The 17527-nt window shown below is 67.1% G+C and carries 14 protein-coding genes; 9 read left to right on the top strand and 5 right to left on the bottom strand.

Annotated features, from left to right (window positions below; translation table 11 throughout):
* Position 1: 1 nt before the first annotated feature.
* The gene (gene recC / locus PSELUDRAFT_RS07890; protein WP_088966328.1) at positions 2-3178 is read right to left on the bottom strand and encodes an exodeoxyribonuclease V subunit gamma; all 3177 of its coding nucleotides are present in this window, start codon (positions 3176-3178) and stop codon (positions 2-4) included.
* Positions 3179-3289: 111 nt separating this feature from the next.
* Between recC and PSELUDRAFT_RS07885 the strand changes: the two genes are divergently transcribed.
* On the top strand, positions 3290-3667 hold the full coding sequence (locus tag PSELUDRAFT_RS07885; RefSeq protein ID WP_088966327.1) for a SirB2 family protein: 378 nt from the start codon (positions 3290-3292) through the stop codon (positions 3665-3667).
* A gap of 81 nt (positions 3668-3748) precedes the next feature.
* Here the strand turns inward: PSELUDRAFT_RS07885 and PSELUDRAFT_RS07880 are convergent, their stop codons facing one another.
* The 4 genes from PSELUDRAFT_RS07880 to PSELUDRAFT_RS19330 form a co-directional block, all read right to left on the bottom strand.
* Positions 3749-4021, bottom strand: coding sequence for a hypothetical protein (locus PSELUDRAFT_RS07880; RefSeq protein ID WP_088966326.1), 273 nt, complete (start codon positions 4019-4021; stop codon positions 3749-3751).
* A gap of 275 nt (positions 4022-4296) precedes the next feature.
* Positions 4297-5583 carry an FAD-binding oxidoreductase gene (locus PSELUDRAFT_RS07875; RefSeq protein WP_088966325.1) on the bottom strand — a complete coding sequence of 429 codons (1287 nt, stop codon included), beginning with the start codon at positions 5581-5583 and terminating at the stop codon, positions 4297-4299.
* A 151-nt stretch (positions 5584-5734) separates the two neighbouring features.
* Entirely contained in the window at positions 5735-6703 is a 969-nt protein-coding gene (locus PSELUDRAFT_RS07870; RefSeq protein WP_088966324.1) for a LysR family transcriptional regulator, read from the bottom strand.
* A gap of 142 nt (positions 6704-6845) precedes the next feature.
* Positions 6846-7004 carry a hypothetical protein gene (locus PSELUDRAFT_RS19330; RefSeq protein ID WP_157725061.1) on the bottom strand — a complete coding sequence of 53 codons (159 nt, stop codon included), beginning with the start codon at positions 7002-7004 and terminating at the stop codon, positions 6846-6848.
* A gap of 93 nt (positions 7005-7097) precedes the next feature.
* Here PSELUDRAFT_RS19330 and PSELUDRAFT_RS19995 point away from each other — a divergent pair, with 93 nt between their 5' ends.
* From PSELUDRAFT_RS19995 to PSELUDRAFT_RS07830, 8 genes are all read left to right on the top strand, one after another.
* The gene (locus tag PSELUDRAFT_RS19995; protein ID WP_197693951.1) at positions 7098-7769 is read left to right on the top strand and encodes a helix-turn-helix transcriptional regulator; all 672 of its coding nucleotides are present in this window, start codon (positions 7098-7100) and stop codon (positions 7767-7769) included.
* A 143-nt stretch (positions 7770-7912) separates the two neighbouring features.
* Positions 7913-9088: an NAD(P)H-dependent flavin oxidoreductase gene (locus PSELUDRAFT_RS07860; RefSeq protein WP_369800091.1), complete on the top strand. Its 1176-nt coding sequence runs from the start codon at positions 7913-7915 to the stop codon at positions 9086-9088.
* 100 nt (positions 9089-9188) lie between these two features.
* Positions 9189-10544 carry an aldehyde dehydrogenase family protein gene (locus PSELUDRAFT_RS07855; protein ID WP_088966323.1) on the top strand — a complete coding sequence of 452 codons (1356 nt, stop codon included), beginning with the start codon at positions 9189-9191 and terminating at the stop codon, positions 10542-10544.
* Between the two features lie 205 nt (positions 10545-10749).
* The gene (locus PSELUDRAFT_RS07850; RefSeq protein ID WP_088966322.1) at positions 10750-11394 is read left to right on the top strand and encodes a glutathione S-transferase family protein; all 645 of its coding nucleotides are present in this window, start codon (positions 10750-10752) and stop codon (positions 11392-11394) included.
* Positions 11395-11396: 2 nt separating this feature from the next.
* Entirely contained in the window at positions 11397-11741 is a 345-nt protein-coding gene (locus tag PSELUDRAFT_RS07845) for a hypothetical protein (protein ID WP_088966321.1), read from the top strand.
* A 24-nt stretch (positions 11742-11765) separates the two neighbouring features.
* The gene (locus PSELUDRAFT_RS07840; RefSeq protein ID WP_088966320.1) at positions 11766-13151 is read left to right on the top strand and encodes an FAD-binding oxidoreductase; all 1386 of its coding nucleotides are present in this window, start codon (positions 11766-11768) and stop codon (positions 13149-13151) included.
* Between the two features lie 98 nt (positions 13152-13249).
* A complete protein-coding gene (locus PSELUDRAFT_RS07835; protein WP_088966319.1) occupies positions 13250-15055 on the top strand; it encodes a PAS domain S-box protein in 1806 nt (601 codons plus the stop codon).
* Entirely contained in the window at positions 15052-17505 is a 2454-nt protein-coding gene (locus tag PSELUDRAFT_RS07830; protein WP_088966318.1) for an EAL domain-containing protein, read from the top strand. The genes PSELUDRAFT_RS07835 and PSELUDRAFT_RS07830 overlap by 4 nt, the downstream gene beginning before the upstream one ends.
* Positions 17506-17527 lie beyond the last annotated feature (22 nt).

Genomic DNA, 17527 nt, shown 5'->3' with positions numbered 1-17527 from the left:
ATCAGTCGTTATGGCTTTCAAGAGCGGCCACCAGCGGCCGCAGCAGCGTTTCCGCCAGCTGGGTGAACAGCGGGTCGGACAGTGGCTCCAGGTGGCGGAAGGCCAGCAAGTTGGCCGCATCCTGGCTTTGCGGCGCGCTGTAGTCGCCGACGAAATCCGGGTCCCACTCCGCCTGCGCTTTCTTCATTTCCTCGCCCGGCTTGGCGCGGGCATAGGCCAGCGAGGTGCGGGCGAACAGCGGCAGCGGCTGGCGCTGGCCCTGCAGATAGCGCGCCAGCCAGGCCGCCAGCAGCGCGGGCGCCTCCAGCGGCATGCCCTCCCCGTCCGCCGCGCCAAAGCCGTGCACGCCGTCGTCGGCATACAGCCGGCTGTCCGCCGCCACGCCGGGCACCGCTGCGGCCAACCTGATCAGGTGCTCCAGCCACAGGCGGATGATTTCGGTGGCGTAGGCCTTGCGCGGCACCACGCGCTGCAGCCCTTCCGGGCGCAGGCCGGCCAGCTCGCCCAGCAGGGTGACGCCGCCGATGTCCAGCCGCACCGGCTGCGGCGGCAGCGGCGCGGACAGCAGGCTCTGCGGCAGGCGGCTGGCGAAGCGGGCGCTGGCGGCGCGTTCCTGCGTCAGGCAGGCGTCGCCCAGCGCGGCATCCGGCAGCAGCCCCTGGCCCTGCAGCCGCGCCTCGGCCACGCGCAGCGGTTTGCCGGCCAGCATGGCCTGCACCAGGGTGTCGCGCACTTCGCCACGACTGTCGCGCTCGATGCTGAATGGCTCGCGCCCCGGCAGTTCGTCGGCCAGTCGCTCCAGCTTCAGCCCCAGCCTGTCCGCCAGCCAGGCGCGCACCGGGTTCTGCCAGAAGCGCAAGAAGTCGGCGATGTGCACCACCGGCGGTGGCGGGGCATCCAGCTCGGCAGCAAACGGCTGCGGCGTGGCCGGCGGCTGCAGCAGTGCGTCGGCCCACAGTGGCTCGTAGCTGGGCAGCGTGCCGTCGTAGTAGCGGCGCGAGAACGGCTGCAGCGGGTGGCGGGTGGTGATGGCGGTGGAGATGTCGCCGCCGCGCATCGCCGCCAGCGTATCCAGCAGCTCGGCCACCAGCGGCGATGGCGGCAACGGCTCGTCGCTGCGCACGCTGCGGCCAACCCAGCTCAGGTACAGGGTGTCGCGGGCGGAGAGGATGGCTTCCAGGAACAGGTAGCGGTCGTCGAAGCGGCGCGAGCGGTCGCCCTTTTTCGGGTGCCGCGCCACCAGGTCGAAGCTCACCGGGCGCTCGTCGCGCGGGTAGGCGCCGTCGTTCATGCCCACCAGGCACAGTACGCGGAACGGGATGGAGCGCATCGGCACCATGGCGCAGAAGGTGAGGCCGCCGGTGAGGAAGCCGCCGCTGGAGGACATTTCCAGCTGGCGCAGCACTGCGTCGCGCACCACCGGCAGCGGCACGCTGCCGTCGAAACCGGCCAACGCGGCATCGGCGGCCAGTTCGTCGGCAATCTGGTGCAGTAGCTGCAGCGCCGCCTCGCCGTCTTCGTCCACCTGGAACAGCTGCGCGGCGGCGTTGCGCAGGCGCTCGGCCCAGTCGGCGATGGATGCCGGCTGCGCCCACAGCCGCGCCAGGCCATCCAGCTGCTCGAACAGCGCGGCCAGGCTGGCCAGCCGCGCGGCCACCTGGCCCTGGGCGGCGCTGTCCGGCAGCAGGTCGCCGAACAGTGGCATGCCGTCGCCGGCGAGGCCGGCCGGCAGCACGGTGCCCAGCAGCAGGCGGTCCAGCCCCCAGCGCCAGGTATGTGCCGCTTCGTCCGGCAGCCCCAGTTCCGCCTTGTGGGCGGCATCGCGCCCCCAGCGGATGCCGGCGCCGCGCACCCAGTCGGTGAGCAGGGTCACGTCTTCGTCGCGCAGGCCGAAGCGCGCCAGCAGCGGCTGGCAGTCCAGCAGTGCCAGCACGTCGGCGGCGGCAAAGCGCGAGTCGGCCAGTTCCAGCACCGCGCCGAAGGTGGCCAGCAGCGGCACTTCGCGCGCGATGCGGCGGTCGGCGATGCTGTAGGGGATGGACGGCGCGTCGGCGCGGTAGCCGAATACCGCATCGATATACGGTGCGTAGCTGTTGATGTCCGGCGTCAGCACCGCGATATCGGCCGGGGTGAGCGTGGGGTCGGCGGCCAGCATCGCCAGCAGCTGGTCCTTGAGCACTTCCAGCTCGCGCATCGGGCTGTGCGCGATGTGGCAGACGATGGAGCGCTCGTCTGCCGGTGGCACAAGGTTGGCCGCAGGCGCCGCCAGCTGCAGGATGTCGCGTTGCAGCCGCGGCAGCAGTGCATTGCCCTCCGGCGCCACGAAGGCGGATACCGGCTCGTGGATGCCGCCGGCGATTTCATCGAAGAAGTCGCGCCCCTGCTGCCCCAACGAGGCCAGCAGCGGGTGGCCGCTGTCGGCCTGCTCGCCGTGGGCGAACAGCTTGAGCTGGCCGCGGGCATCGATGATGTCGCCCCAGTAGGCTTCGCTGGGGTTGAGCAGGAACACGTTGACCTCGGTGAGCTCGGCCATGCGCTTGAGCAGCGCCAGGTACATCGGCGCCAGGGTGGCGATGCCGAATACCGACACCCGCTGCGGCAGGTGCTCGCGGCGCAGCGCGGCAAAGAAGTCGTCCAGCATCGCCACGCGGTGGCGACCGGGCACACTGGCGGCCAGCTGCTGCCACAGCGCCGCCTGCCAGGCTTCATCCTCGCCCAGGTCCAGCCGCTGGCCGGCCTGCCAGGCGCGTATCCACTCCGGGCGGAACACCAGGTATTGGTCGTAGATGTCGGCGATCTTGCCGGCCAGTTCGTGGCAGGCCAGCGCGCCGCCCTGCAGGTAGCGCGTCAGCGGGGTGAACGGCTCGCCGTGCAGGGTGGGCAGCAGCGCCATCAGCCGCCAGGTGAGCACCTCGGGCGCGAAGGCGGACTTGGGCGGCAGCTCCGGCAGCACGGTTTTCATCAGCCGCCAGCCAAAGCCGGCCGGCAGCACGAACTCCATATTCGCCGTCAGCCCGCGCGCGCGCGCCAGCTGCAAGGTGAGCCAGCGCCCCATGCCGCGGCTTTGCACCATCACCACTTCCGGCGCGAACGGATCGTCCAGCGGGCTGTCAGTCAGGTGGCGGTAGAGGATGCCCAGCGCTTCCAGGCGGTTGGATTGATACAAGTTGAGCGGCATGGCGCGATGATGGCGTAGTCATCAGGACACGGCAGTTTAGCATTCCACCGTTGCACGCCGAGCCGCTATCATCCGTGGCGGCGCCCAGCGCCATCATTTCTAGGGGAACACATGGATTACCAGACGCTGAAACACACCCACGCCGGCCTCGCCTACCTGTCGGTGACGCTGTTCGCGCTGCGCGCGGCGCTGTCCTACCTGAAGCCGGCACTGCTGCAGAGCAAGCTGCTGCGCATCGCGCCGCACGTGGTGGACACCGGCCTGCTGGCTGCCGCCATCACCCTGGCAGTGTGGGCCGGGCTGTCGCCGCTGGAGCAGCCGTGGCTGGCCGCCAAGATCGTGGCGCTGATCGCCTACATCATTCTGGGTACGCTGGGGCTGAAGCGGCTGCAGGGCTCGCCGCTGCGCGGGCCGGTGCTGCTGCTGGCGCTGGCGATGCCGATCTACATCATCGCAGTGGCCAAGACCAAGATGGTGTGGCCGTTCTGAGCCTGCCGGCCATAAACAAGTTGGCCGCACGCCCGGCGGGCATGCGGCCAACTTGTCACTCACCGCAACGGCGTGCGGCGATCAGCGCTGTTCGGACACCGTGATTTCGATGCCGCCAGTCCAGCTGGCGGCCAGGTTGTACAGCCAGGCGGCGATGAGGGTGCCGATGAAGCCCCCTACCGCGTACAGCAGCGGCAGCACCACCACCATGATGCCCACCGGCTGATGCTCGCCCGGGACCAGCAGCATCACCGGCACCATGATCAGCAGCATGGGCAGGGAAATCAGGAAATACAGCACGGCCAGGGTCTTGGCCGATTGCAGCGGCGAAATCTTGCTCAGTCGTTTCTTCATGTTCAGCCTCTCCGTGTGTTGTGCGGGCATTGTGTGTAGCGGGGCCGGCCCATGTCCGGGCCGCTCAAGACATTAACATTTGCCATTGTCATTTTAAAGCACACACTGCCGCCCTGGCCGCCGGATCGTTTTCGCCGCCACAAAAAAAAGCGGCCGGTTCGCAGTGAACCGGCCCCAATGGACAATAGCAGGTCAAACTCACAAGTCGGCAGCGCCCCCCGGTGCTGCCATCTTGCTTTCGGTAGCGCGCCAGCCGCAGCTGGCGCGGCAAAGCTTTACACGCCCAGGCGGTCGCGCATGCCGTACCACCAGGCACCCATGGTCAGCATCGGCACACGGAACAGGCGGCCACCCGGGAACGGGTAGTGCGGCAGGTTGGCAAAGGCGTCGAAACGCTCGCTCTGGCCACGAATGGCCTCGGAGATGATGCGGCCGGCCAGGTGGGTGTAGGTCACGCCGTGGCCGCTGCAGCCCTGCGAGTAGTAGATGTTGCTGTCCACGCGGCCAACCTGCGGCAGGCGCGACAGAGTCAGCGAGAAGTTGCCGGTCCAGCCGAACTCGATCTTGACGTTTTCCAGCTGCGGGAAGGTTTTCAGCAGCTTCGGGCGCACCAGGCGCTCGATCTCGCCCGGGTCGCGGGCGCCGTACACGGTGCCGCCACCGTACAGCAGGCGGTTGTCGCCGGTCAGGCGGTAGTAGTCGAGCAGGAAGTTGCAGTCTTCCACGCAGTTGTCGCCCGGCAGCAGGGTCTTGGCCAGCGCCGGGTCCAGGCGCTCGGTAGTCACCACCTGGGTGCCGCACGGTAGGGTTTTTTCCGCCAGCTGCGGAATCAGGTTGCCCAGGTAGGCATTGCCGGCCACCACCACGGTGTCGGCCACCACCTCGCCCTGCGCGGTTTTCACCTTGGCGGGCTTGCCCTTCACCACGTCCACTACGGCGGACTGTTCAAAAATCTGGCCACCCAGCGATTCGAAGGCAGCAGCTTCGCCCAGCGCCAGGTTCAGCGGGTGGATGTGGCCGCCCCAGGTATCCAGCAGCGCGCCGGCGTACTGGTCGCTGGACACGATGTTCTTCATGCCGGCCCGGTCGATCAGCTTGAGGCCGGTGTGGCCGTAGCGCTCCCACAGCGCCTTCTTGGCCGCCATTTCGTCCAGCTGCTTCTGGGTGAAGGCGGCAAATACGTTGCCGTCTTTCAGATCACACTGGATATCGTATTTTGCGATGCGTTCGCGGATGATCTTGCCACCTTCGAAGGCCATGGCACCCAGTTTGCGGGCGGCCTCGGCACCGTGGCGGGCTTCGATCACATCGATATCGCGGCTATAGCTGTTGACGATCTGGCCGCCGTTGCGGCCGGATGCGCCCCAGCCCACGCGGGCGGCTTCCAGCACCACGACCTTGAAGCCGGCTTCGGCCAGGTGCAGCGCGGTGGAAATACCGGTGTAGCCGGCGCCGATCACGCAGACATCGGCACGCAGGCTGCCACGCAGCGCCGGGCGTTCCGGCGACGGGTTGGCCGAATACGCGTAGTAGGACCCGGTGTGGTCGATGGTCTGGTTCATGACAGCTCCTCGTATTATTTCTTAAACATTGCAGTGCAGCACGGCGGCTTGTGTTGAATCATTATGCAATAAATGCCGCCTTACGTCTAATATGTTAAACATAGCAGACAAAAAAAAGCCCGGCAAGCCGGGCGTGTGCGATTGCTCTCGCTTACACTTCGTGCGAATCACCCAGCGCCGCGCGCTTGGCGGACAGGTCCACGCCGGGCAGATCGCCGACGATATCCGGGTGTTCCAGCAGTTTTTCCAGCACGAAATCCACGAACACGCGGGTACGCGGTGCAATGTGGTCGCGATGCGGGAAGCAGATATAGATGGAACGTTCCATCGATACGAAGTCGGTGAGCACCGCCTCCAGCCGGCCGGCACGCACATCGGCCAGCACCTCGTGCGCCGGCAGCTGCGCCACGCCCAGGCCCAGGCGCGCCAGTTCGATCACCGCATCCACATCGTTCACGGTGTAGGTGCCGGACACTTCCAGCGGAATGCGCTCGCCGCTACGCTCGAATTCCCACTTGTACAGGCGGCCGGAGGTGGGGAACTGGAAGTTGATGCAGTCGTGTGCCGACAGCTCTTCCGGGTTGCGCGGCTTGCCGTGCTCGTCCCAGTAGCCCGGCGCAGCCACTACATACTGCGGAATGTGCGCCAGGTGGCGCGCCACCATGCGGCTGTCCGGCATCATGCCCACGCGCACGCCCACGTCGTAGCCGTCCTCGATCAGGTCGCTGAAGTGGTCGTCCATGCCGAAGAACACGCGGATCTTCGGGAAGCGGGAGCAGAACTCCTCCATCAGCGGCAGGATGAAGCGGCGGCCAAAGGCATTGGGCAGGCTGATGCGCAGATGGCCGGCCGGTTCATCGCGGCTGGCCTTCAGTTGCTGGATGGCGGAATCAAGATTGTTTACCGGGCCGCGGCACTGCGCGTAGAAGCGGCGGCCGTCCTCGGTAAGGGTGAGCTGGCGGGTGGTGCGATTGAACAGCCGCACTTCCAGTTCCTGCTCCAGGCGGGCAATGCTTTGGCTGACGGCCGCCGGCGACACCCCAAGCTTGCGGGCAGCATCGGAAAAGCTGCCGTTCTCGGCAGTGGTCATGAAGACCATCAGGGCTTTTAAAGTATCCATCAGGGTTGATCTCGTAACAGAGGTAAGGCAGTGCGCCTTGTGCACGCCATTTGAAAACGTGTCATACACAAAAGCGGATGCAATTTACAACTTCTCTGTCAAATATAAGTGAAAAAAAGCATTGCTTAAAGATATTTAAGGATCAGCTGATAAATGCCAGCAGCGTAAATGACACATAGGACAGATTTGCTGATTTACCGGCCTTCCGGCCAGTTTGCAAAGTGATGCCGTTTTGCAACAACAAGTTCCCGCTGCCAGCCTTGTTTTGTGTTGAGCCCCGATAATCTGCGATGGCATCCATGCAAAAAACTCATGCAATGAAGAAATTCCGTTGGGACGCCCACATTGCTTCGCTAAGATAGCTGTTCAAAATAACCATACAGAGGAGAGCCAGGTGACAAAGGGTATTCCGTTTGCCTGTGGCCATGTCTCCAACGGCTTGACGCACACACAGTTGACTACCTTGCTGCAATGGTTCCACACCTTGCCGCAACTGGATTCTGAACAGCAGCTGCAATGCTACCTGGACAGCCTGGCCGAGGAGAGTGGTACCGGCACCCTGCAGATTCATCATGGCCCGGTAGCCAACCAGGGCTGGCTGGGCACGCCGCGCCGCTTCTGTGCCGGCACCGTGCCGCTACTCAGCCACGGGCCGGATTGCCAGGGCGTGGGCCTGGGCAGCGAGGTGCAGTTCTTCGGTGCGGAAAACGGCGAGACCGTTGCCTGCCTGTCGCTGCACAACGACGGCCACCTGACGCAGCTGCGCGTGGACAGCACCCTGCCCGGCGCCGAGCTGCGCATGCTGGGCAGCCTGCTGCCGCACCTGCACCGCGCGCTGCAGCGCATCAGCCCGGCGCCCAGCAGCGGCAGCAACCCGCTGTCGCACCGTGAACGCGACATCTTCTACTGGATGATGCACGGCAAGACCAACTGGGAAATCGCCACCATTCTCGACATCAGCGAGCGCACGGTGAAATTCCATGCGGCCAACATCATCCGCAAGCTGGACGCCAACAACCGCATCCACGCCATCGTGCTTGGACTGCAGAAAGGCCTGGCGGCTTAACACGCCAGGCCGCCACACCAGCGGGGCGCCCGTGCCAGGCACGGCGCCCCGTTTTTCATCCGGCCCCGCTTGACCACGGTCAACGCCGGGTGCGCCTTCCCTGCCGACAATCCTGCCTTTGCTTTTTTGACGCTGGAACCGGCATGACCATCTCGCATACTTTTTCCCCGTTGATCATCCGTGATCGCCAGCTGCTGCCCATCGTGCAGGGCGGCATGGGGGTGGGCATTTCCGCCAAGCGCCTGGCCGGCGCGGTGGCGCGCCAGGGCGGCGTGGGCACCATTGCCAGCGTGGACCTGCGCCACCTGCACGACGACCTGCTGGCCGATGCGGCCAACCTGCAGGGCCAGGACGCCATCAACCGCCTGAACCGCATCGCGCTGGACCGCGAAGTGCGCGCCGCGCTGGCAGCCGCAGACGGCCACGGCCTGGTGGCGGTGAACGTGATGAAAGCGGTGGACGACCACGCCGCGCTGGTGCGCCAGGCCTGCGAATCCGGCGCGCACGCGGTGGTGATGGGCGCCGGCCTGCCGCTGGACCTGCCGGAGATGACCGCCGACCACCCGGAGGTGGCGCTGATCCCCATCCTGTCCGAATCGCGCGGCATCGGCATCGTGCTCAAGCGCTGGATGAAAAAGGGCCGCCTGCCGGACGCCATCGTCATCGAGCATCCCAACCATGCCGGCGGCCACCTGGGCGCCGCCAGCATCGCCGGCGTCAGCGACGGCAAGTTCGATTTCAAGCGCGTGCTGGAGGAAACCTTCGAGCTGTTCCGCGGCCTGGGGCTGGAGCGCGAACGCATTCCGCTGATCGTGGCCGGTGGCGTGAACAGCCATGAAAAAGTGCAGACCTACCTGGGCGAATACGGCGCCAGCGGCGTGCAGATCGGCACCGCCTTCGCGGTGACCGAGGAAGGCGATGCCCACATCGACTTCAAACGCACTCTGGCCGGGGCCAAACAGGAAGACATCGTGGAATTCATGTCGGTGGCCGGCCTGCCGGCGCGCGGCATCCTCACCCCGTTCCTGAAAAGCTACCTCAAGCGCGAGGACAAGCTGCAAGCGGCAGCCCGCGCCGACCCGCAACGCTGCACCCAGGCGCTGAACTGCCTGTCGGTATGCGGCCTGCGCGACGGCCTGGCCAAGGTCGGCCAGTTCTGCATCGACCTCAAGCTGGCAGCCGCCTTCCGCGGCGAAGTCAGCAAGGGGCTGTTCTTCCGCGGCAGCGAACCGCTGCCGTTCGGCGATGCCATCAAGAGCGTGCAGGACACCATTCGCTACTTCCTCAGCGGCGAGCAGCCACTGGATCTCAACGCCTGAGCCGGCCCCGCGCTACTTGCGGCCAACCTTGCAGCATGGTCAGGGTTGGCCGCATTTGTTACAGTCTAACGACTGTCATTGCCCTGCTACCCCTGCTGCCATGAACGCCTTCACCAGCTGTAACCCTGCCTCCGGCGAAGTGGTCTTCACCCGCCCCGCCCTCGATGCCGACTGCCTGCCACCATTGCTCACCGGCCTGCGCCAGGCGCAGCACCGCTGGTCGCGGCTGGATACCGTGGCTCGCACCGAGCGCATGCTGCTGCTGGCCGACCGCCTGGCGGCGCAGCGCCACGCGCTGGCGGAACTGGTATCGCTGGAAGTGGGCAAGCTGCTGCGCGAATGCCTGGCCGAGATCGACAAATCGGTACAGCTGATCCGCTACTACGCCGAACTGGCGCCGCGCCTGCTGGCGCCGCAGGACATCGCCACCGGCGCCAGCAAGAGCGGCGTGGCCTTCGAGCCGCTGGGTCTGGTACTGGCCATCATGCCGTGGAACTACCCGGTGTGGCAGGTGCTGCGCTTCGCGGTGCCGGCGCTGATGGCCGGCAATGCCTGCCTGGTGAAACCGGCGCCGTCGGTGCCGCAGAGCACCGCGCTGCTGCTGGACATCGTGCGAGATGCCGGGCTGGACGTGCTGGACGTGGCGTGGATCAACCACGATGCGGTGGACGACGCCATCCGCGGCGTGGACGCGGTGGCCTTCACCGGCTCCACCGGCACCGGCCGCCAGGTGGCGGCCATGGCCGGGCGCCACCTGAAAAAATCGGTGCTGGAGCTGGGCGGCAGCAACCCCTTCATCGTACTGGCCGATGCCGACGTGGAAACCGCCGCCACCGAGGCCGCGCACTCGCGCTTTCGCGACGCTGGCCAGAGCTGCAACGCCGCCAAGCGCATGATCGTGGTGCCGCAGGTGGCCGATGCCTTCATCGAAGCCTTCATGGCGCATGTGCAGGCGCTGGTGCCCGGCCACCCGGCGGATACCGCCACCACGCTGGCGCCGCTCACCCGCGCCGACCTGCGCGAGGCGCTGCACGCCCAGGTGCTGGACGCGGCGCACAACGGCGCGCGCCTGCTCAGTGGCGGCGTGATGCCGCACGGCGTGGGCTTCTACTACCCCGCCACGGTACTGGACGACGTTACCCCGGCTTGCCGCGTCTACCACGAGGAAGTGTTCGGCCCGGTAGCCAGCATCCTGCGCGCCCGCGACGAAGCCGACGCCATTCGCCTGGCCAACGACACCCCGTTCGGCCTCGGCGCCACCATCTTCAGCGCCGATACCGAACGCGCCTGGCAACTGGGCCGCGACATCGAAGCCGGCGCGGTGTTCATCAACCGCTACACCAGCTCCGACCTGCGCCTGCCCTTCGGTGGGGTAAAAGCCTCCGGCTACGGCCGCGAGCTGTCCGAGTTCGGCCTGTACGAATTCGTCAACGTGAAGACCTACTGGCAGAAGTAGCTACCGGGCCAGGCCAGGGTGGGCAAAGCGTAGCGTGCCCGCCAGTGACTCCCGCCGGTGGGCATGGCCCATGGCCTTTGCCCACCCTGCGTGTGACGAAGTACACGTTGGCCGCAAGCCTGCCCATGCCGCCGTCACAAGACAGTTGGCCGCCAGCCGGCGCGCCCCGTATCATCGCCGTTTTGCAGCCCGACGGCCTTTCACCATGAGCAATCTGATCCTGTACGGCAACCGCGACTCCGGCCACAGCTACAAAGTGCGCCTGGCGCTGGTGCTGGGCGATGTATCCCATGAATACCGCCATGTCGATCTGGCCACCGCGCGCGAGGCGCGGCCGGAGGAGTTTCGTGCCGCCAGCCGCTGGAGCGAAGTGCCGGCGCTGGTGGTGGACGGCGTGGCCATGGTGCAGTCGGACGCCATCCTGCAGTGGCTGGCGGAAAGCGAAGGCGTGCTGGCCGGCCGCCCCGGCGACAAGCAAGCAATCCGCGAATGGCTGTGCTGGGAGGCCAACCGCATCGGCCTGTCGCTGCCCAACCTGCGCTTTGCCCGCAAGTTCGAGCCACAGCCACCGGCGGTGCTGGACTGGCTGGCGGCGCGCTGCCAGCACGATCTGGACACCCTGAACAGCCATCTCGCCGGTCAGGACTACCTGCTGGCCAGCGGCTTCAGCATTGTCGACGTCTCCGCCAGCGCCTACCTGTGGTGGGCCGCCGATGCCGGCATCGATGTGCAAGCTTGGCCGCATATCGCCGCCTGGCTGGCGCGCATCGCCGCCCAGCCCGGCTGGGAACACCCGGACACGCTGATGGCGCCGGATATCGCCGAGCCGGAAGCGGAAGCCGCCGACTAGCCATGCCCGCCACGCAGCGCATCTGGCTGCAGCGCGCGGCCCCGGCCAAGCCGGCCTTCGGCGCGCCGTGCAACGGCTGCGGCGTGTGCTGCGCCAGTGCGCCCTGCCCGCTGTCGCGGCTGTTGCTGCGCCACCGCCACGGCCCCTGCCCCGCCCTCATCTGGCAGGCGGATGCCGCGCGCTACCACTGCGGCCTGCTGACGGCGCCACGGCAGTATCTGCACTGGCTGCCCGCCGCGCTGCTGCCGGCATTCGGCCGCCTGGCGCGGCGCTACCTGGCAATAGGCCACGGCTGCGACGCGGCGGTTGAAGCCTGGCCGCAAGCGGCGGATGATGCCGCCGATTGACTCTTTCCCTGTGAAAGCCCTGCGATGACCGATCTCGTCTCCCGCCTTGCCGCCATCGTCGGTGCGGCCAACCTGCTCACCGCCGAACACGAAGTGGCGCCCTTCGTCACCGACTACCGCGGCCGCTACCACGGCCGCCCGCTGGCGGTGGCGCTGCCGGCCAGCACTGCCGAGGTGGCGGCGCTGGTCAAACTGTGCGCGGCGGAGCACCTCGCCATCGTGCCGCAGGGCGGCAATACCTCCACCTGCGGCGCCGCCACGCCGGACAGCAGCGGCCGCCAGCTGGTGATTGCGCTGCGGCGGCTGAACCGGCTGCGCGCGGTGGACGTGGCGGGCCGCGCCATCACCGTGGAAGCCGGCATGACGCTGGCGGCGGTGCAGCAGGCGGCGGCGGATGCCGGCTGCCTGTTCCCGCTGTCGCTGGCGTCGGAAGGCAGCTGCCAGATCGGCGGCAACCTGGCCACCAATGCCGGCGGGCTGGCGGTGCTGCGCTACGGCACCATGCGCGAGCTGGCGCTGGGGCTGGAGGTGGTGCTGCCGGACGGCACGGTGCTGGATGCGCTGTCCAGCCTGCGCAAGGACACCAGCGGCCTGGACGTGAAGCAGCTGTTCATCGGAGCCGAAGGCCAGCTGGGGCTGATCACCGCCGCCACGCTCAAGCTCTACCCGCAGCCCACCGCCCGCGCCACCGCCATGCTGGCGGTGGACAGTGCCGAGCAGGCCATCGCCACCCTTACCGCGCTGCAGAACGCCTTTGGCGACCGGCTCACCACCTTTGAAATGATGTCGGAAGCCTGCCAGCGGCTGCTGGACAAATACCAGCCGGGTAAGGTGCCGTTCTTTGCACCGTGGGCGCTGCTGGTGGAACTGTCGGACAGCGGTGCGCCGGCCACGCTGCAGGCGGCGTTCGAGGGCTGGCTGGCGCATGCGGCCAACCTTTGCGACGGCGTGCTGGCGCACAGCGAGGCGGAGCGCGTGCGGCTGTGGCAGCTGCGCGAGGACATGTCGGAAACGCAGAAGCGCGACGGCTCCAGCATCAAGCACGACATCGGCGTGCCCAGCTCGGCAATACCCGCCTTCCTGGCCGATTGCGACGCGGCGCTGCAGGCGGCCTTCCCCGGCGTGCGCATCATCGCCTTCGGCCACGCCGGCGACGGCAACCTGCACTACAACATCAGCTACACCCGGCCGGGCAATGCCGCGCTGTTCGACGACGAGGACGCGGTGAACGCCATCGTCTACCAGCATGTGTACCGCCACCGCGGCACGCTGGCCGCCGAGCACGGCGTGGGCCAGCTCAAGGGCCACTGGCTGGCGCGCTACAAGGACCCGGCGGCGCTGGCGCTGATGCGCAGCGTGAAACGCGCCATCGACCCGCAAGGCATCATGAACCCCGGCAAATGGCTGTAAGCGGCACGCCTGCCGCATGAACATGCGGCAATGACATTGTTTTGTCGGGCTTTGCGACTACCCTGAATTTATAGAAGTCCGTCCGGGAGCCGCATGTCATGACCTCATCCCTCGCCAGCGACCCGCTGCTGGCGGCACTGCTGGACAGCGCCCCCATCGGCATCGCGGTGCTGGATCTGGCGCTGCGCTACTGCCATATCAACCAGCTGCTGGCCGATTCCAACGGCCACCCCGTGGCCTATCACCTGGGCCGCACCCCGCGCGACGTGCTGCCGGACGTGGGCGAACGGCTGGAGGCCATCATGCGCGACGTGATGGCCAGCGGCCAGGCGCGCTGCAACTTCGAGGCGCGCGCCGAGGTGCCGCCGGGCTCCGGCCATTTCCGGCTGTGGAACGCCAGCTACCATCCTTACCTCCAGCAGGGCCGCATCGCCGGCATCGTCGCCATGGTGGAAGACGTCACTCACGCCCGCGACACCGAGCGCCGCCTGCGCCAGAGCGAGCAGCACGTGCGCCGGGTGCTGGACAAGCTGTTTACCTTCGTTGGCGTGCTGGCGCCGGATGGCACGGTGCTGGAAGTGAACCGCGCCCCGCTGGAGGCCGCCGGCATCAGCCTGGACAGCGTGCGCGGCCAGAAGCTGTGGGACACCTTCTGGTGGAGCTTCAGCGAGGAAATGCGCCAGCTGGCGCACGAAGTGGTGGCCACCGCCGCCAGCGGCGAGACGGTGCGCCGCGACATCCGCGTGCGCATGCTGGACGACAGCCGCGTGACGCTGGACTTCATGCTGGCGCCGCTGCGCGACGACAGCGGCGAGATCACCCACCTGGTGGGTTCGGCCAACGATGTCAGTGACCGCACCCGCAGCGAAAACGCGCTGCGCCAGAGCGAAACCCACTTCCGCCAGGTAGTGGAAGCCACCCCGGACGCACTGATGATGGTGGACCGCCACGGCGTGATCCGGCTGGTGAACGGCCGCATGGAAGAGCTGTTCGGCTATACCCGCGAGGAACTGGTCGGCCAGGGCTTCGAACACCTGCTGCCGGACAGCGTGCGCAACCAGCACCAGTCGCTGGTGAAGCATTTCTTCGCCAGCCCCTCCACCCGCGACATGGCCAACCGCAAGCCGCTGTTCGCGCTGCGCCGCGACGGCTCCGGCTTTCCGTGCGAGATCGGCCTCAACCCGCTGGAAATCGACGGCCAGCTGCTGACGCTGGCCTCCATCACCAACGTCACCGCGCGCTACCAGGCGCAGCAGGCCATGGAAAAGGCGCTGGCGGAAAAAACCGTGCTGCTGGGCGAGGTGCACCACCGGGTGAAAAACAATCTGCAGGTGATCTCCAGCATGCTCAACCTGCAGGCGCGCAATGCCGCCGCGCCGGTGCGCGTGGCGCTGGTGGAAAGCCAGAACCACGTCAAATCGATGGCACTGATCCACCAGCTGCTGTACGAACGCAGCGACTTCTCGCGCGTGCCGCTCACCACCTACCTGGAGCGATTGCTGATGCTGCTGCAGCACTCCTTTGCCGACAACCGCAAGATCTCGGTGCAGTTCGCGCCGCCACCGGAGGAAGTGTTCCTGGAGCTGCAGCAGAGCATTCCGCTGGGGCTGCTGGTGAACGAGATCGTCACCAATGCCTTCAAGCACGCCTTTGCCGGGCGCGAACAGGGCACGCTGCGGCTGCAGCTGCAGCCGGGCAGCCCGGACAACAGCCTGGAAGTGGCCGACGACGGCGTGGGCCTTCCCGCCGGCGTGGAGCTGGGCGAAAGCCGCACCCTGGGCTTCCAGCTGCTGCCCATGCTGGCCGACCAGCTGCAGGGCCGGCTGACGGTACACAGCCAGCCGCAGCAGGGCACCCGCTTCGTGGTGCACTTTCCCTCGCTGGCGGCGGGAGAAACGCCATGAGCCACCGCATACAGATCGTGGAAGACGAGCGCATCGTGGCGCTGGACCTGAAGGAGTGCATCCGCAGCCTGGGCTTCGAGGTGGTGGACATCAGCGCCTCCGGCGAGCGCGCCATCGCCCGCGCCCGCGAGCTGCGCCCTGACCTCACCCTGATGGACATCCACCTGGATGGCGAGATGAGCGGCACCGAGGCCGCCGCCGTGCTGCGCCAGGAGCTGGACATCCCGGTGGTGTTCCTGACCGCCTACGCCGAGGAAAACACCCTCAAGGCGGCAGAGGAAAGCGCCCCCTACGGCTACCTGCTCAAGCCCTTCGAGCTGCGCGAACTGAACGCCACGCTGCGCATGGCGTTTTCCTGCCGCGCCGCCGAGGCGGAAACCCGCGACCAGCACCGCCGGCTGCAGATGGCCATCGACACCGCCAAGCTGGGCATCTGGGAATGGGACGACCAGCAATCCACCTTCTTCAGCCAGGGGCATCTCCAGCAGCTCACCGGCATCCACCCCGGCACCCTGCGCGACAACGCGCCGTCGTTCATGCGCCTGCTGGCCAAGAACGACCGCGATAAGCTGCTGACCATGCTGCAGCAGCGCGGCCAGGTGGAAATGGTAGCCAGCATGCAGCGCCCGGACGGCGAAGCGGCGTGGGTGGAGCTGAATGCCAAGCAGTTCCAGGGGCAGAACCAGGGCCAGACCAAGCTGGTGGGCGTGCTGCGTGACGTGACCGAGCGGGTGCAGATGGAAGAAAAACTGCGCCAGGCCAGCGCGGTGTTCCACACCACCGCCGAGGGCATTGCCATCGTGTCGCCGCAGCGGACGATACAGATCGTCAACCCGGCCTTTCTGCGCATGACCGGCTACGGCTTTGCCGAGGTGATGGGGCAGGATATCGACGAGCTGCTGCACGAGCGCCGCCACAGCGGCGAGTTCTACCTGCAACTGGCCGAACAGATCAACGGCCTGTGGAACGGCGAGATCCTGTGCCGGCGCAACGGCGGCGAGCTGTTCCCGGTGTGGGAGCACATCTGCGCGGTGCACGACGAATACCAGCAGCTGTCGCACTTCATCATTGCCTGCTCGGATATCTCCGGCATCCACAATGCGCAGCGCGAACTCAACCACATGGCGTTTCACGACGCGCTCACCGGCCTGGGCAACCGCCACCTGCTGCAGGAGCAGCTGGAAGTGGAGCTGGACCGCGCGCTGTGCCACCAGCAGCCGCTGGGCCTGGTGTTCATCGACCTGGATGGCTTCAAGCTGGTGAACGACAGCCTGGGCCATGCCGCCGGCGACCGCCTGCTGCAGATCGTGGCGGCGCGCATCAAGGAAACCATCCGCCGCGGCGACCTGGCCACCCGCTTCGGCGGCGACGAATTCTTCATCGTCTGCCCCGGCAGCGGCGAGAACGAATGCATCCAGCTGGCCAACCGGCTGATCAACCGGCTGGAAGAGCCCATCCTGCTCACCGACGAGCCGGTGGTGATCAGCTGCAGCATCGGCATTGCGCTGTTCCCGCATAACGGCCAGGAAATCGACAAGCTGCTGCGCGCCGCCGACAGCGCCATGTACGAGGCCAAGATCCAGGGCAAGCGCCGCTGGTGCCTGTTCAACGACGGCATGGCCGACAAGGTACGGCTGCGCATGCAGACCGAGCAGCATCTGCGCCAGGCGGTGCGCCGCCAGTCCTTCGAGCTGCATTACCAGCCGCTGGTGACGCTGGGCGATGACGCGCTGGCCGGCTTCGAGGCGCTGGTGCGCTGGCGCGACGGCGAGCAGCTGATCATGCCGGACCAGTTCATTCCGGTGGCGGAGGAATGCGGGCTGATCCACGACATCGGCGAGTGGGTGCTGCGCAGCGCCTGCACCCAGGCCTGCGAGTGGCAGGAACGCTACCAGCTGCCGCTGCGGGTGGCGGTGAACGTGTCGGCACGGCAGTTCGCGGCGCCGGATTTCGTGCGGCGGGTGGGGCTGATCCTGCTGGAAACCGGGCTGTACCCGCACCTGCTGGAGCTGGAAGTCACCGAGAGCACGCTGCAGATCATGGAAGACAGCCAGCGGGTGCTGGGCGAATTGAAGGCGCTGGGGGTGAGCATCGCCATCGACGACTTCGGCACCGGCTATTCCTCGATGGCACTGCTCAAGCACCTGACCATAGACCGGCTGAAGATAGACCGCTCCTTCGTGAAGGACACCCCGGAAGCGGTGCGCGACTGCGCCATCTGCCGCGCCATCGTCACCCTGGCGCACAGCCTGATGCTGAGCATCACTGCCGAGGGGGTGGAAACGGCGGAACAGGCGAACTTCCTGTCCAAGATCGGCTGCGACACCGCGCAGGGCTACCTGTTTGCCAGACCGCTGGCGCCGGACGCGCTGGTGGCCTACCTGGCCGACTGGGAGCAGCGCAATGGTGGCGGGGATACGCCCGGCGAGCAGGCAAAAAAAATCCCCTGAGGGTTTCCACAGGGGCCAACAC

The sequence above is a fragment of the Vogesella sp. LIG4 genome (assembly GCF_900090205.1).
Lineage (GTDB): Bacteria > Pseudomonadota > Gammaproteobacteria > Burkholderiales > Chromobacteriaceae > Vogesella.
This window is presented reverse-complemented; position numbering and strand designations above follow the sequence as displayed.